Annotated in this window: 13 protein-coding genes, 1 tRNA gene and 1 rRNA gene; 10 read left to right on the top strand and 5 right to left on the bottom strand. The window is 34.6% G+C overall.

All coding sequences use genetic code 11. The features are described from left to right. The first annotated feature begins 58 nt into the window (after positions 1 to 58). Complete coding sequence (gene yugI, locus ACQKP0_RS23980; protein ID WP_427408328.1) at positions 59 to 436, top strand: S1 domain-containing post-transcriptional regulator GSP13; 378 nt, start codon at positions 59 to 61, stop codon at positions 434 to 436. Between the two features lie 65 nt (positions 437 to 501). On the opposite strand, the gene ACQKP0_RS23975 is transcribed toward yugI, so the two are convergent. Next, positions 502 to 1,803: a sigma 54-interacting transcriptional regulator gene (locus ACQKP0_RS23975; RefSeq protein ID WP_427408327.1), complete on the bottom strand. Its 1,302-nt coding sequence runs from the start codon at positions 1,801 to 1,803 to the stop codon at positions 502 to 504. A 185-nt stretch (positions 1,804 to 1,988) separates the two neighbouring features. On the opposite strand from ACQKP0_RS23975, the gene pruA reads away from it, so the two are divergent. The 3 genes from pruA to ACQKP0_RS23960 all read left to right on the top strand — a co-directional run bounded on the left by pruA (position 1,989) and on the right by ACQKP0_RS23960 (position 6,451). Beyond that, positions 1,989 to 3,533, top strand: coding sequence for an L-glutamate gamma-semialdehyde dehydrogenase (pruA, locus tag ACQKP0_RS23970; protein WP_427408326.1), 1,545 nt, complete (start codon positions 1,989 to 1,991; stop codon positions 3,531 to 3,533). 300 nt (positions 3,534 to 3,833) lie between these two features. Next, entirely contained in the window at positions 3,834 to 5,027 is a 1,194-nt protein-coding gene (locus ACQKP0_RS23965) for an ornithine--oxo-acid transaminase (protein ID WP_427408325.1), read from the top strand. A gap of 182 nt (positions 5,028 to 5,209) precedes the next feature. Beyond that, positions 5,210 to 6,451 (top strand): Glu/Leu/Phe/Val family dehydrogenase, encoded by a 1,242-nt coding sequence (locus ACQKP0_RS23960; RefSeq protein WP_427408324.1) that lies wholly within the window; start codon positions 5,210 to 5,212, stop codon positions 6,449 to 6,451. Positions 6,452 to 6,743: 292 nt separating this feature from the next. Here the strand turns inward: ACQKP0_RS23960 and ACQKP0_RS23955 are convergent, their stop codons facing one another. Next, positions 6,744 to 6,974 (bottom strand): DUF378 domain-containing protein, encoded by a 231-nt coding sequence (locus ACQKP0_RS23955; RefSeq protein WP_427408323.1) that lies wholly within the window; start codon positions 6,972 to 6,974, stop codon positions 6,744 to 6,746. Positions 6,975 to 7,123: 149 nt separating this feature from the next. Between ACQKP0_RS23955 and ACQKP0_RS23950 the strand changes: the two genes are divergently transcribed. After that, positions 7,124 to 8,473: a glucose-6-phosphate isomerase gene (locus ACQKP0_RS23950; protein WP_427408322.1), complete on the top strand. Its 1,350-nt coding sequence runs from the start codon at positions 7,124 to 7,126 to the stop codon at positions 8,471 to 8,473. Between the two features lie 136 nt (positions 8,474 to 8,609). Further along, on the top strand, positions 8,610 to 9,017 hold the full coding sequence (locus tag ACQKP0_RS23945; protein WP_427408321.1) for a YugN-like family protein: 408 nt from the start codon (positions 8,610 to 8,612) through the stop codon (positions 9,015 to 9,017). Here the strand turns inward: ACQKP0_RS23945 and ACQKP0_RS23940 are convergent. Continuing rightward, the gene (locus ACQKP0_RS23940) at positions 9,007 to 9,996 is read right to left on the bottom strand and encodes a potassium channel family protein (RefSeq protein ID WP_427408320.1); all 990 of its coding nucleotides are present in this window, start codon (positions 9,994 to 9,996) and stop codon (positions 9,007 to 9,009) included. The two genes, ACQKP0_RS23945 and ACQKP0_RS23940, sit on opposite strands and share 11 nt — an antisense overlap. A 125-nt stretch (positions 9,997 to 10,121) precedes the next feature. Between ACQKP0_RS23940 and ACQKP0_RS23935 the strand changes: the two genes are divergently transcribed. Further along, positions 10,122 to 10,194: transfer RNA gene (locus ACQKP0_RS23935), tRNA-Ala, on the top strand. Positions 10,195 to 10,511: 317 nt separating this feature from the next. On the opposite strand, the gene ACQKP0_RS23930 is transcribed toward ACQKP0_RS23935, so the two are convergent. Then, positions 10,512 to 11,165, bottom strand: a complete 654-nt coding sequence (locus tag ACQKP0_RS23930; protein WP_427408319.1) for a transcriptional regulator — start codon at positions 11,163 to 11,165, stop codon at positions 10,512 to 10,514. Between the two features lie 418 nt (positions 11,166 to 11,583). On the opposite strand from ACQKP0_RS23930, the gene ACQKP0_RS23925 reads away from it, so the two are divergent. Next, positions 11,584 to 12,783: an MFS transporter gene (locus tag ACQKP0_RS23925; protein ID WP_427408318.1), complete on the top strand. Its 1,200-nt coding sequence runs from the start codon at positions 11,584 to 11,586 to the stop codon at positions 12,781 to 12,783. Positions 12,784 to 12,854: 71 nt separating this feature from the next. Here ACQKP0_RS23925 and ACQKP0_RS23920 read toward each other — a convergent pair whose 3' ends face one another. Further along, the gene (locus ACQKP0_RS23920) at positions 12,855 to 13,544 is read right to left on the bottom strand and encodes an MgtC/SapB family protein (protein WP_427408317.1); all 690 of its coding nucleotides are present in this window, start codon (positions 13,542 to 13,544) and stop codon (positions 12,855 to 12,857) included. A 93-nt stretch (positions 13,545 to 13,637) separates the two neighbouring features. Here ACQKP0_RS23920 and ACQKP0_RS23915 point away from each other — a divergent pair, with 93 nt between their 5' ends. Next, on the top strand, positions 13,638 to 14,552 hold the full coding sequence (locus ACQKP0_RS23915) for a DMT family transporter (RefSeq protein WP_427408316.1): 915 nt from the start codon (positions 13,638 to 13,640) through the stop codon (positions 14,550 to 14,552). A gap of 600 nt (positions 14,553 to 15,152) precedes the next feature. Continuing rightward, positions 15,153 to 15,223, top strand: a 16S ribosomal RNA gene (locus ACQKP0_RS23910); the annotation flags it as partial.

Below are 15,223 nucleotides of genomic sequence, written 5' to 3'. Positions count from 1 at the left end.
TATAATTTTTAATTGCGTATATATAGGAGAAAAAAATGAATAAATAGGGAGTGTTTCGATGACGACAAAATACGAAGTTGGAAATGTGTTAACTGGAAAAGTAGCTGGAATTCAGCCATATGGTGCATTTGTTGCACTTGATGAAGAAACTCAAGGATTAGTTCATATTTCAGAAATTAAACATGGTTATGTTAAAGACATTAATGAACATTTAAATGTAGGTGATGAAGTAAACGTTAAAGTCCTTACAATCGATGATGAAAGCGGGAAGATTAGCTTATCTATTCGTGCGACAGAAGATGCTCCAAAACAAGAAAAAAAGCCAGCGCGTCGTCGCCAAGTTAATGTTGTTACTGAAGAACCAACAGAAGGTTTTAACACACTAAAAGATAAGCTTCAAGAATGGATCGAGCAATCAGATTTAATTAAAAAGTAAGACAGTTTTCGTATTACATCTAATAAAGAAATCGGCTATTCGCCGATTTCTTTTATTTTACGAAATTAAGGCTTTTCGATTCCGTACTTTCTTATTCGATATTGTAAATTTTGACGACTCATATTGAGTGCTTGAGCCGTTTTTGTAATATTATATTGATGATATTGTAAACCTTTTTGAATATAATACTTTTCTGCCTCTTGTATATATTCTTCAAAAGGTTTAATATCTTGATTCTTTTGCATTAGAAAATGATGATCTTGTGATACACGATTGAGGAAATTTGCAGGAAGATGGTGAAGCTGAAGAATATCTTCATTTTCAAGAACCTTCATCGAATTCTCAATAATATGCTCCAATTCCCTTATATTCCCTGGCCAATGATATTCCTGAAAGCTTTGAATTACCTCATCAGATACGTTTCTCACATTCATTTGATAAATACCATTATATTGGTTTAGATAAAATAAAGTAATTTGTCGAATATATTTTTTGCGTTCACGTAATGGAGGAATCATAAATGTAAGTTCACTTAATTGGTAAAATAATTGCTTATTTAATTTACCACTAGCTATTAAATCAATTGGATCCTCCTTCATGGTACATATCATTATAAATTTTTTCTCTTTTGTTAAAGACGTAAGCAAATTAAATTGGACGGATGGAGATAAGTTTTGTATTTCCTCAATAACTAATGTCCCGCCTTCAGCTTTTTCTAATTGATTGATGGTGTCAAGCAGTGTATTCTCTAAATATATACTTGATAAGGATGTACAATTTAGAATGTGATAAGGTTTTTTATTAGTGTATACTTCATTATGAATACACTCAGTTAATATGTGTTTTCCAGTTCCTGCCTCACCATTTATAAAAATGCTGGATGAAGTTTTTGCTGCTTGTTTTCCTATATCTATTACTTTCTTAGGAAAAAAATCTTTTTCCAGAAAGAAATCAAATGTATGTGCAGTATTCTTTTTACTTTGTGAACTCTTTTTCATCATTCTTTCTAATTTTGTTACATCTCGAACGATTTCAACAGCTCCAACAATTCTCTCTTGATCAAATAAAGGATAAGTATTGTTAACAGTTTTTATTTCTAATCCTTTATTATTAAAATACGTTTGCTGAATGTTGAGCTTGGGCTCACTTGTATGCAAAACCTTTAAAAGTGTACTATCTTCCCCTTGGTAGAACCGAAAAACATCTAAAATATTTTTATCTAACACATCTTCAATGTCCGTCCCTTCAATTTCCATCATTTTCTTATTATACAAAACAGTTTTGCCGCTTTCGTTAATTACATGTACCCCTACATCGATTAGGTCAAGAACAGTTTTATAGATGGAGATTTCGTTTTTAAGCTGCATTAAGCCGCCCCCTTTAAAAAAAGCAAAAGAAATATAAAAAACTCTTGAAAAATGCAATATCTTTTTGCATTATTATATTGTAAGGGTTTTCTTAGTGCAAATTTTTTTTGCACTAGTAGAGTCATATAAGTAAATTGTGGTACTATATTTAACAAATACTAAAAAGTTTTCAAGGAGGAAGACAAATGATTCCTTATAAACACGAACCATTTACAGATTTTAAAAAAGAAGAAAATCAAAAAGACTTTCAAGAAGGGTTAAAGTTAGTTGAAAGCTACTTAGGACAAGATTATCCATTAATTATTAATGGCGAGAGAGTTACAACTGATGACAAAATTGTCTCAATTAACCCTGCAAATAAAGAAGAAGTTATTGGACGAGTGTCCAAAGCAAATAAAGAGTTAGCAGAAAAAGCAATGACGACTGCATACGAAACATTCCAAACATGGAAAAAAGTTAAACCAGAAGTTCGAGCAGATATTTTATTTAAGGCTGCAGCTATCATTCGTCGCCGCAAGCATGAATTTTCTGCACTTTTAGTAAAAGAAGCAGGTAAACCATGGAATGAAGCAGATGCTGATACAGCTGAAGGTATTGACTTTATGGAGTATTATGGTCGTCAAATGTTGAAATTAAAAGATGGTATTCCTGTTGAAAGCCGCCCAGGTGAATATAATCGTTTCGGATATATTCCACTAGGAGTAGGAATTATCATTTCTCCATGGAACTTCCCATTTGCGATAATGGCTGGAACAACGGTTGCTGCTCTTGTAACAGGTAATACTGTTTTATTAAAACCTGCATCGACTACTCCGGTTGTAGCTGCAAAATTTGTTGAGGTACTTGAAGAAGCGGGACTTCCTAAAGGCGTATTAAATTATGTACCTGGAAGCGGATCTGAAGTAGGAGATTATCTTGTAGATCATCCGAAAACACGTTTTATTAGTTTCACTGGTTCTCGTGATGTTGGTTTACGTATTTATGAGCGTGCTTCTAAAGTAAACGAAGGACAAATTTGGTTAAAACGTGTTATAGCAGAAATGGGTGGTAAAGATACGATTGTTGTTGATAAAGAAGCTGATCTTGAATTAGCAGCTCAATCTATCGTTGCTTCTGCTTTCGGATTCTCAGGTCAAAAATGTTCTGCATGCTCACGTGCAGTTATTGTAGAAGATGTATATGATCAAGTACTTAATCGTGCAGTAGAACTTACAAAAGAATTAACAGTTGGCGATACGGTTGATCGCAGTAAATTCATGGGGCCTGTTGTTGACCAAGCAGCTTTTGACAAGATTATGAGTTACATTGAAATTGGAAAAACAGAAGGTAAGCTTATGGTTGGTGGAGAAGGCGACGATAGTAAAGGGTATTTTGTCCAACCAACAATTATCGCTGATGTTGACGAAAATGCTCGTTTAATGAAAGAAGAAATCTTTGGACCAGTAGTAGCCTTTTCAAAAGCAAAAGATTTTAACCATGCAATTGAAATTGCTAATAACACTGAATACGGATTAACTGGTGCTGTTATCACAACGAATAGAGATCATATGGAACAAGCACGTGAAGATTTCCATGTTGGTAACCTTTACTTCAATCGTGGATGTACTGGTGCCATTGTTGGATATCAACCATTCGGCGGATTTAATATGTCTGGTACAGACTCAAAAGCTGGTGGACCGGATTACTTAGTGCTTCATATGCAAGCTAAAACTACATCTGAAATGCTATAATCTAAGACTGTTTTCAATATAATTTTCAATTTTAATAAGAGCCTTCTTTTTTGAGAAGGCTCTATTTTAAAAGATAAGAAAGTATAAAATTTACTAAGGATATTAGAAATGAAAAGTGTCTGCTGTATCTAGCTCCAGCGCCTATCGGCTAGCGGATTTCTACGTCTTCTCCCTACGATAAGTCAACATCGACTCTTGAACTATCTCGCCATGTTTCCTTTATCTCAGTCGAAGACTATGAAATCCGTACGCCAGTGCTGCGGCGCTTGCGCTTTTCTAATAAAATGGGGGAGATTTTACATGGTATCAAAGTCTGAATTTATTATTGAACAAACAGAAAAATTTGGGGCACACAATTATCATCCGCTTCCAGTTGTTATTTCAGATGCAGAAGGGGTATGGGTTAAGGATCCTGAAGGCAATAAATATATGGATATGTTAAGCGCTTACTCAGCTGTGAATCAAGGACATCGTCATCCAAAAATTATTGATGCACTGAAACAGCAGGCCGATCGAGTTACATTAACTTCTCGTGCATTTCATAATGATCAGCTTGGTCCATGGTTTGAAAAAGTATGTAAATTGTCCAATAAGGATATGGCTTTACCTATGAATACAGGAGCGGAAGCAGTTGAAACAGCTATTAAAGCTGCTAGACGTTGGGCGTATGAGATAAAAGGAGTAGAGGAAAATAAAGCTGAAATCATCGGTTGTGATGGTAACTTTCATGGAAGAACGATGACAGCTGTTTCACTATCTTCTGAGGAGGAATACAAAAGAGGTTTTGGCCCAATGCTTCCAGGAATTAAATTGGTTCCATATGGTGATATAGAAGCTTTAAAATCTACTATTACACCTAATACGGCGGCTTTCATTATTGAACCAATCCAGGGAGAAGCTGGGATTGTCATTCCACCAGAGGGCTTCTTAAAGGCTGCATATGAGTTATGTAAAGAAAATAATGTATTGTTTATTGCTGATGAAATTCAATCAGGATTAGCACGTTCAGGAAAGATGTTTGCTTGTGATTGGGAAAATATTGTTCCAGATGTATATATTCTTGGAAAAGCACTTGGTGGTGGAGTTTTCCCAATTTCATGTGTAGTTGCAAATAAAGATATTTTGGGTGTTTTCAATCCAGGGTCTCATGGTTCTACTTTTGGTGGAAATCCGATGGCTTGTGCTGTTTCTATTGCAGCATTGGATGTTCTTATCGATGAAAAATTAAGTGAAAAATCATTGGAACTCGGTGAATATTTTATGAATCAATTAAAGGAAATCCAAAATCCAGTGATTCAAGAAATTCGCGGAAAAGGGTTATTTATCGGTGTTGTTTTAAATGAACCTGCACGAAAATATTGTGAAGCATTAAAACTTGAAGGACTTCTCTGTAAAGAAACACATGAAAATGTCATTCGTTTTGCACCACCTTTAGTGATCAACAAGGAAGAGCTTGATTGGGCATTGGAACGAATAAGTAAAGTTCTCTCTTAATTTCTATTTTATATGGCATTGATAAACATTATTTTTTCAGGGCTTTGTTAATGTTTATTGGAAACGATAAAATTGTTTTACAAAAACTTTTTCAAAATAAATCCTGAAGCATATGTCTTCATTAACAAAGCCGTAAATATAATAAACTGTCACATGATTTTAAAATAAAGAGGCGAGATTCGATGGAAAATCTAAATTTGTTCACTTCTACGCAAGAGGTTATTAAAGAAGCACTTTCTAAATTGGGATTTAATGATGAAATGTATGAACTTTTAAAAGAACCATTACGTATTTTGACTGTGCGAGTCCCTATTCGAATGGATGATGGAACGACAAAGGTTTTCACCGGGTATCGTGCGCAACATAATGATGCGGTTGGTCCAACTAAAGGCGGGGTTCGATTTCATCCTGAAGTAAATGAGGATGAAGTTAAAGCGTTATCAATGTGGATGACATTGAAATGTGGAATCGTAGATCTCCCTTATGGTGGAGGTAAGGGTGGGATTGTTTGTGATCCTAGAACAATGTCTATGGGGGAACTTGAAAGGCTAAGTCGCGGCTATGTACGTTCCATCAGTCAAATTGTCGGTCCAACCAAGGATATTCCTGCTCCAGATGTGTATACTAATTCACAAATAATGGCCTGGATGATGGATGAGTATAGTAGATTACGTGAAAATGATTCTCCAGGATTCATTACTGGAAAACCGATAGTTCTTGGGGGATCCGAAGGCCGTGATAAAGCTACTGCACAAGGAGTAACCATTGTTATCGAAGAGGCAGCAAAAAAGAAGGGGATTAGTGTAAAAGGTGCTCGGGTCGTTATCCAAGGTTTCGGTAATGCTGGCAGCTTTTTAGCAAAGTTTTTACATGATGAGGGAGCGAAAATTATTGGAATTTCCGATGCCTATGGTGCTCTTCATGATCCTAATGGACTAGATATAGATTATTTACTTGATCGTCGTGACAGTTTCGGTACAGTGACAACATTATTTGAGAATACCATTACAAATAAGGAATTACTTGAACTTGATTGTGATATTTTAGTTCCTGCAGCTATTTCAAATCAAATCACTTCAGAAAATGCTAGTCATATAAAGGCATCTATTGTTGTGGAAGCAGCAAATGGTCCTACAACGGTTGAAGCAACCAATATCTTAACAGAACGAGGAATTCTTCTCGTACCAGATGTTCTTGCCAGTGCAGGCGGTGTAACAGTATCTTATTTTGAATGGGTTCAAAACAATCAAGGATACTATTGGTCTGAAGATGAGGTAAATGAAAAACTACGTAAAAAGCTTGTAGAAGCCTTTAACAATATATACAACATTGCAGAGATTCGTAAGGTTAATATGCGATTAGCTGCCTATATGGTAGGTTTACGAAATGCGGCAGAAGCATCTAAATTTAGAGGGTGGGTATGATTTAAAGGTTAGTAGTTTAAACATAAGAGCTATAATAAAAAGAACAGGTGGTTAGTTATACCGCCTGTTCTTTTCTTAAAAGGTAAGAATATTAGACAGAAAAGTGTCTGCTGTGTCTAGCTCCAGCGCCTATCGGCTAGCGGATTTCTCCGTCTTCTCCCTACGATAAGTCAACATCGACTCGTCCCTCGCCGTGTCTCCTTTATCTCAGTCGAAGGCTACGAAGGTGAAATTGGCACTTCAAATTTCACTCATCCGTACGTCGATGAGCAAGGCGCTTGCGCTTTTCCTATTACCTTGTTGTTCTAGCTTCTGGAGATCTTTCCAGTTCTTCATTAGGTTTAAATAGCAGTCCTAAATTGATTAAACCTGCAATTCCTACTAGACCATATATAATACGCGTAAATGTGGTGTTAGTACCAAAAATGGCAGCAACCAAATCAAATTGAAAAAAACCTATAAGACCCCAGTTAATCGCGCCGATAATAGTCAATACTAACGCAATACGTTGAATAACACTCATTCAATTTCCTCCTCAATTTTAGTGGTTCACTTATAGAATGAATCGAATACATAAAATTTATGCATAGTAATCATATTGCTTTCAACTTGAAATAATTAATCCGATTGGATAAAGTGAATAAAGTAAAACATTTATTGGAGGAATTAGCCATGTCACATATTCGCTTTGATTTTACAAAGGCATTATCGTTTTTTGGGAAACATGAACTTACGTATTTAGAATCAGCAGTAAAGGCTGCACATCAATCTCTACATGAAAAAACAGGTCCAGGACATGAATACTTAGGTTGGGTTGATCTTCCAACTGAATATGATAAAGAAGAATTTAGCCGTATTGAAAAGGCTTCTCAAAAAATTCAAAACGATTCAGATGTACTATTAGTTATCGGAATTGGTGGATCTTATTTAGGAGCACGTGCAGCAATAGAAATGCTTAACCATAGCTTTTATAATTTACAATCGAATGATAAACGTAAAACTCCGCAAATCCTTTTTGTCGGCAACAATATTAGTTCATCCTATATGGCGGATGTCATTGACCTAATAGAAGGAAAAGACTTTTCAATCAATGTTATATCTAAATCAGGTACAACAACTGAGCCAGCCATCGCATTTCGAATTTTTAGCAAGCTTTTAAAACAAAAATATGGCGAGGAAGAAGCTAAAAAACGTATTTATGCTACAACTGATAAGGCAAAGGGTGCTTTAAAAACTTTAGCAAATGAGGAGGGTTATGAGAGCTTTATTATTCCTGATGATGTCGGGGGTCGATATTCTGTTTTGACGGCAGTAGGGCTGCTTCCTATTGCGGTAAGTGGAGTAAATATAAAAGAAATGATGGATGGTGCAGCGAAGGCAAGTGAAGACTTCGGTAAAGAAACATTAATGGAGAATCAAGCCTATCAATATGCAGCTGTCCGTAATGTACTTTATAACAAAGGTAAAACGATTGAAATGCTAATTAATTATGAACCAGGTTTGCAATATTTTGCTGAGTGGTGGAAACAACTATTCGGTGAAAGTGAAGGAAAGGATCAAAAAGGAATTTTTCCTTCGTCAGCAAATTTTTCTACTGATTTACATTCATTAGGACAATATGTTCAAGAAGGTCGCCGTGATATATTTGAAACTGTTATCAAAGTAACTAAGGCTAGACATGAATTGGTGATTGAAAAAGAAGATAATGATTTAGATGGTCTTAATTATCTTGCTGGAAAAACAGTAGATTTTGTAAATAATAAAGCTTTTGAGGGAACTCTTTTGGCTCATACTGATGGAAATGTCCCAAATCTAATCGTTGAGATCCCTGCAATGGATGCATATACTTTTGGTTACCTTGTTTATTTCTTTGAAAAAGCCTGCGCGATCAGCGGCTATTTATTAGGTGTTAATCCATTTGATCAACCTGGAGTTGAGGCTTACAAAGTAAACATGTTTGCTCTTTTAGGGAAACCAGGTTATGAAGCTAAAAAAACGGAATTAGAAAATCGTTTGAAATAATTTACAATAGATTGAAATTTTCAAGAAGGTGCTCATTACATGGTTTGACATGTATGGGCACCTTCTTTTGTATTGGTAGAATATGATTCACTCCTTATGGAAAACTAATAAAAATATTATGAGGGTGTGAATAGTTATGTATGAAATTCCGTCAAAAATTGAAGGAAAACAATATCAGTTGTACAAGCTTGAACAACTATTAAAGCCAAATGGTTATTCCATAGGAGGCGGTTGGGACTACGATCAAGGATATTTTGATTACAAAATGGCAAATGATGATGGCTATCAATTTCTCAGAGTTCCATTTACACCCATTGATGGTCAATTAGATTCACCAAACGTAGTTGTTCAACTTGGTACTCCATTTCTGTTAAACCATGTATATCAAGAAGAATTGGACGATAATGCCGGAATTGCTAATCTTGCTGCATCTTTTGATCAATTTGCTGAACCAAAGGATGAAGATGGTGATATTCAAAAAAAGTATATTTCTTTTGGAAAAGAACTCGTCAGTCAATTGGAAAATATGCTACTTATGAAATAATAAGCAGCTCGTCTGTTTTTAAAATTATTTGGTTAGGGGGAGGATTCATTATTGTTTCTTCTCCATTTTTAATCCCAATTAATATTTTTCTTTCTTTAAGCAGAAGGGTACACAGTGACTGAAATGATATTCCCTCCCATTCTACGCTTACTGGAATAAATATTAATTGATTACCATGTAAATAATCCATCATTGAGAGGAGAGTATCAGACATTCCGTGAGATAGGATACTATTCATCATTACGAATGAAGTTTGTGTATTGGTCTGAACTACTTCATTAGCACCTCCACGTTTAGCATTGGTGACGTTTTCCGGCGTTAAAATTTCTACTACACAATAAGCATTAGGATGGATTCCTTTAACTGCTAGGAGAATAAGAATTGTTCCCATATCTGCATGAATTTCTGTTTTATGCTGATCGGCGGTAATTAACACAATAGTTGAAAAAGGAAGATTTGCTTTTTTTAATGTCTCATCAATATAAGGTTTACCCCTAATAAAATGAACCTGTCGATTGTGAAAGGGATTTTCTTCAAGTGTGTCATCAATCAATACGATTGGATGATGATTATTTAAATGTAATAATTGCTCAATAACATTTTTGGAACGACCATTCCATCCAATTATAATTATATGGTTTTGTCCATTAAACATCTTTTCTCCTCGTAAAAGTGAATTTTGTGATCGAATAGTAGATGCGGCGAGTGATGCAAAATATGCTGAAAGAACACCCGCACCAATAAAAACTAATAGCATTCCAAGCAATCTTCCTTTAATTGTTACCGGATAAACATCGCCGTAGCCAACTGTTGCTGTTGTTATTACTGCCCACCAAATACCAGTAAAAATTGAAGGAAATGATTTCGGCTCAATAAAGTGAATGGCTGTTCCGAAAATAAGAATGACTGAAACAGCTATTAAAAGTACCCTTAAAATGACTGGCCAACGAAGAAATCGATAATAGAATTGCTGAAACATCCTACCAGCTCCTTTAAATCTCGCAATGACCATTATCTCCGATTTGTATAGAAACTATAACTACATATAATAAAATTACCCTTGTGAGTTTATATAAAATCGAATATAATTGTGATGAATTGTAAGGGGCATTAGCTCAGCTGGGAGAGTGCTTGCATGGCATGCAAGAGGTCAGGGGTTCGATCCCCCTATGCTCCATATGTTTACAACGACATTGATTCTCGTAATAGCGGGGGAGAGTGTCGTTTTTTTTGTATTTTGATGGTTGGATGCGAGAATTTCTTCAATCGGACAGAGCTTCTCTTATCTGTGACAAAATGGGTGGTTCCAGAAGTTAATCGGACACTTGTTCCGTTATTTTGGCAAATGATAGCTATTTTTAAATGATTTTCATAAAATAACGGAATGAGTGTCCTCTAACAATATGAAAATAAGGTTTTTGATGGAGATAGCGGAACCTGTGTCCGTGTAAAACACAAGCATATGTGGTTATTCAGATTCTGAGTCTTAAAAAATCATGTGGATAAAACAAGTCGATAAGTCCGTGCTCGCTCTTTTCCGCTTGCAACAGCAAGAATTTGTAAATCAACTAGTTTATACAAAATCCGTCTAGTATGACGATCACTTATTCTAAGATGTTTCGCAAACTCAAGGGGAGTGACAGGACGTAGCAAACGACGAGCAAATCGCACAGCTTCAGCTTCGAGCCAAGACAGTTGCGATGATAAATCAGTTGAAATGAATTTGCCAATGAAAGATAAAATAAGCTGCTGACATCTCTTTGGTTCTTCCTTAATGGATAAATAAGCAATAGGTAAGAATGTCCAGCCATCTAGAGCTAATAATGAGTGCCTCCAACATAAATCTTTAAATCGTCTCACGTCAAGATCTCTAGCTTGAGGACCGTAGCCTTGAATTTCAATACCCCCTTTAGATTCTCCGAGCATGTAAGCAAGATCGAGGTAACGATATCCATTGTTGAAATCCCGTACCTCCCATTCAGGATACAAGTGATCAAGATTTCCAACAGCAGGGAACCATACTAAACGAAGAAATTCAATCGTCCCATGTCCTAATCCCTTTTCCAGAATTTCACGTCTTCTGTGATTTTTTTCATTTGCAATATTATCCTGGTGCCATTTTTTTAACTTTTCTTCAAACTGTGACATCAATTCACTCCTCATAATTATTTTAGTTAGTCAAATAAAAATGCCGCTTAAATACTAGAACCTAATGCCTAAGCATTTTGTAAAAGTATCGAAGCGGCAAATTTAATGACTGACTATTTTAATTTTAGTTTAACTTGAAATGACTAATGCTGCAATTACATATTATTGATATATCCGTTGTGTTAGGTAGCTAAGCATCTTTATTTATTGTTTAAATTTGTAGAAACAAGTTTTGTTTCTAAATGCTTCATAGAAGATATTATTAAACACTGTTCATAGGGGAATAGTGTTTTTTTTATATCCACTAATAAATAAAGTTTAGGAGATAATCAATTTTTCGATCATTTAATTAGTAAATCGAAATAAATTTTTGTACAATGAACTTTGAGACTTTTAAATAGAAGAAGGAGGGTCTCAGGTGAGATCTAATAATGGAGACTTTCAATCAAATAAGAGTACGGAAAAAATCTGGACCAAAGATTTTATCCTCATATGTTTAGCCAATTTTTTTATTTTCCTCGGATTTCAAATGACTCTGCCTACTATTCCCCTATTTGTAAAACATTTGGGTGGAAATGATCAATTAATAGGATTTGTCGTAGGTATTTTTACTTTTTCTGCTTTGCTACTTCGTCCGTTTGCGGGACATGCACTGGAAACAAAGGGTAGACGTTTCGTCTATTTAATTGGGTTAGCTATTTTTGTCCTATCTGTTGGTTCGTTTGGATTTGCATTTAGCATTGCTTTTTTATTTGCATTAAGAATTATACAAGGAGTAGGTTGGGGATTTTCAACAACTGCCTCTGGGACTATTGCTACCGATCTAATCCCAGCAAAGAGACGTGGAGAAGGGATGGGGTATTATGGGCTATCAGGAAATTTGGCCCTCGCTTTTGGACCTTCATTAGGTCTGATGTTGTCCGGAGTACTTTCCTTTAAACAGTTGTTTTTTATCTGTGCAGGTCTTGGGGTAACCGCCTTGTTATTATCGTCAAAAATTCGTTATAAAAAGGTAGAACAAGTAAAAACAGAAACTGTAACAGTAAAATGGGACTTTTACGAAAAGTCTGCACTGCCACCATCATTATTACTGTTTTTTATTACCGTTACCTTTGGCGGAATAGCTTCCTTTCTTCCCCTATATACTGAACAAAAAGGGATATCGGGAATTCAATGGTACTTTCTTATCTATGCCTTGGCATTAATGTTAACGAGAACTTTTGCTGGCAAGTTATATGATAAAAAAGGACACCGAGCTGTATTTATTCCAGGAGCAGCTTTGATTATTATTGCTATGATATTATTATCCTGGCTTCCAAATTCGACTATTCTATTTATTGCGGCATTTCTGTATGGCTTCGGTTTTGGATCGGTTCAGCCTGCTTTACAAGCTTGGTCCATCGAAAAAGCTTCAAGGAATCGCAAAGGAATGGCTAATGCAACGTTCTATTCTTTTTTTGACTTGGGTGTGGGAATTGGTGCTATGCTCTTTGGACAAATTGGTCATTTATTCGGTTATGGAAGTATATATAAGACGTCTGCAATTTCGGTCATCATTTCAATCGTATGTTATTTAATCATTTTGCGGAAAGAGAAAATGCAACTACAAGTTGGCTAAAAAAGGTTTGAAGTTTGAAAGAATAATTTGAATAGGAATAAAAAACGGCATTTAGATATAAATGCCGTTTTTTAACTTTCTATTTCTGTACTTTTCACTTCATTTAGATTAGAAATAATATGAAAAACTTCAGTCGTAGGTCTGCGGAAACTTGTGACAGCTTTTAATACGATCAAATATCCATCAGCTTGAAGATCTTTAATTCGAATACCTTCAATGGTAATTTTATTTGCCTCGATTTGTGATATTACGGTATCGATACTCATTTTATCTTTAACAGTAATTCTCAATTGTATGTCTTTAGTTCTTAGCTGTTTGGGACCAATTTTAGTTAGTATAGATGGGATAATTTCAACACTAATCATTAATAAAATTACACCAGCGAAAGCCTCAAAATAAAACCCAGCTCCTACTGCAATTCCAATTCCTCCAGCACCCCAAATCATTGCGGCAGTGGTTAAACCTGTAATATTATCATTTCCTTTTTTTAATATTACTCCAGCACCGAGAAAACCAATTCCGGAAACAATTTGGGCAGGTAACCGCAATGGGTCCATTTGAATCGGGACCTTATTAAAATGTGGAAATAGGTAAGCTGATTGAATTGAGACGATTGTTAATAGACAGCTAATAATTGATATAACAAGACTTGTCTTTAATCCTAAAGGCTTTCTTTTTAATTCCCTTTCTAGCCCTATAATTAATCCTAGTACAGCGGAAATACCAAGTTTAATTAATATTCCAAAATCTAATAGTTCCATTGCAGATCCCCCTTTATTATTATTTTAATAGCTTTAAGGGGTAGAAGGTTATAAAATAATGTATATATTTTATCATAATTTAAGGAGAATTAGATGAACAGTCCGAAAATAAACCCTTATTTTGTCCTTTTGATTGGGGTTCTCACCGTCTCCGCATCGGCAATTTTAGTAAAACTATGTACTGCAGGTTCTGGTGTTATTGCATTTTATCGCTTATTTTTTTCTGTAATCATTATGCTTCCGATATTTTTAACAAAAAACATAAAAGAATTAAAAGAAATATCAAAAAGGGATTGGATTTTTTCAATTGTGTCAGGAATTTGTTTAGCCTTTCATTTTATACTCTGGTTTGAATCTTTAAATTACACATCCGTTGCTAGTTCAACTGTATTAGTAACTTTACAGCCGTTATTTGCATTTGTCGGTACTTATATATTTTTTAAAGAATCATTTACTATAAAAGCGATATTTTGTGGGATATTTGCTATTATCGGAAGCATCATTATTAGTTGGGGAGACTTCTCTATAAGTGGTATCGCTTTATTCGGAGACTTGTTGGCTTTTATTGCATGTATGTTAGTTACAACATATTTATTATTCGGTCAAGATGTTAGGAAACGTATCTCACTAATGCCATATACTTTTATAGTTTATGCAATTAGTTCGTTCGTTCTTATCATATATGTTTTGATAGTAGGAGAATCATTAATACCTTCTAATAATATGGATTGGATATACTTTTTGCTATTAGCTATATTACCTACATTACTAGGACACACACTTTTTAATTGGGCAGTAAAATGGTTAAGTACATCAATCATTTCCATGGCTATATTATTTGAACCTATTGGCGCTTCAATCCTTGCATATTTTATTTTAAAAGAAAGCATATTATGGACACAGGTTATAGGTGGAGCAATTATTTTGGTAAGCATTTCAATTTTCATCATTAATGAGAGAAAAAGTAAATCTAAAGCATTGAATAAAAAAGCATATCAAGTACAGTAACTATATTTCTAAGTCTTGTAAAATTATTTTTGCAAGACTTTTGATTTATAAGTAAACTGAAGGATATATAAATAGATATGTTAATCCGGAAAAAATAAATGCCATAATAATTGAAAATATTAAAGTGATTTCGTATCTACTCGTTTCAAAAGGACGTTTAATTTCTAATATAAATGAATAAAGGAATAAATAAAGAGCCATAGAAGAAGAAAGTATCAAAGCTAAAATAATCATTATTTTACTCCTTCCCAATTATAGTAGGATTTGATAATATATATTTATTAATCGTATTAATTATGATTTATCAGTTAGAAAGAATAAGCTGCCTTAATCTAGAATATTACTGGTAGTTAAACTGAAGAAAAAATATAAAATTAATATAAAAAAAGTATTGCAAAGAGTATTTATCCATGATATATTATTATTCGTCCGATACGGAAATAGATAATCCTAAAAAACATTTTAAAAAAGTGTTGACAACGAATTGGATGAGTGATAAGATAATAAAGTCGCTTCAAAAAAAGCGGAATGATTGATCTTTGAAAACTGAACAAAACGAAACGTCAATTAATTAATTTTTTATGAGCTATATCAAACATCTTTTTGGAGAGTTTGATCCTGGCTCAGGACGAACGCTGGCGGCGTGCCTAATACATGCAAGTCGAGCGAAT

The organism is Heyndrickxia sp. NPDC080065 (assembly GCF_050281185.1).
Classification (GTDB): domain Bacteria; phylum Bacillota; class Bacilli; order Bacillales; family Bacillaceae_C; genus Heyndrickxia.
Note: the sequence above shows the minus strand (reverse complement) of the source record. Positions and strands in the feature narration are given on the sequence as shown.

What these genes read in the sequence shown, in the direction of transcription:
- ACQKP0_RS23965 (WP_427408325.1), top strand. Translation starts at nt 3,834, where the DNA reads ATGGTATCAAAGTCTGAATTTATTATTGAACAAACAGAAAAATTTGGG.
- ACQKP0_RS23950 (WP_427408322.1), top strand. Translation starts at nt 7,124, where the DNA reads ATGTCACATATTCGCTTTGATTTTACAAAGGCATTATCGTTTTTTGGG.
- ACQKP0_RS23920 (WP_427408317.1), bottom strand. Translation starts at nt 13,544, where the DNA reads ATGGAACTATTAGATTTTGGAATATTAATTAAACTTGGTATTTCCGCT.
- ACQKP0_RS23915 (WP_427408316.1), top strand. Translation starts at nt 13,638, where the DNA reads ATGAACAGTCCGAAAATAAACCCTTATTTTGTCCTTTTGATTGGGGTT.
- ACQKP0_RS23930 (WP_427408319.1), bottom strand. Translation starts at nt 11,165, where the DNA reads ATGTCACAGTTTGAAGAAAAGTTAAAAAAATGGCACCAGGATAATATT.
- ACQKP0_RS23960 (WP_427408324.1), top strand. Translation starts at nt 5,210, where the DNA reads ATGGAAAATCTAAATTTGTTCACTTCTACGCAAGAGGTTATTAAAGAA.
- yugI (WP_427408328.1), top strand. Translation starts at nt 59, where the DNA reads ATGACGACAAAATACGAAGTTGGAAATGTGTTAACTGGAAAAGTAGCT.
- ACQKP0_RS23945 (WP_427408321.1), top strand. Translation starts at nt 8,610, where the DNA reads ATGTATGAAATTCCGTCAAAAATTGAAGGAAAACAATATCAGTTGTAC.
- ACQKP0_RS23975 (WP_427408327.1), bottom strand. Translation starts at nt 1,803, where the DNA reads ATGCAGCTTAAAAACGAAATCTCCATCTATAAAACTGTTCTTGACCTA.
- ACQKP0_RS23955 (WP_427408323.1), bottom strand. Translation starts at nt 6,974, where the DNA reads ATGAGTGTTATTCAACGTATTGCGTTAGTATTGACTATTATCGGCGCG.
- pruA (WP_427408326.1), top strand. Translation starts at nt 1,989, where the DNA reads ATGATTCCTTATAAACACGAACCATTTACAGATTTTAAAAAAGAAGAA.
- ACQKP0_RS23940 (WP_427408320.1), bottom strand. Translation starts at nt 9,996, where the DNA reads ATGTTTCAGCAATTCTATTATCGATTTCTTCGTTGGCCAGTCATTTTA.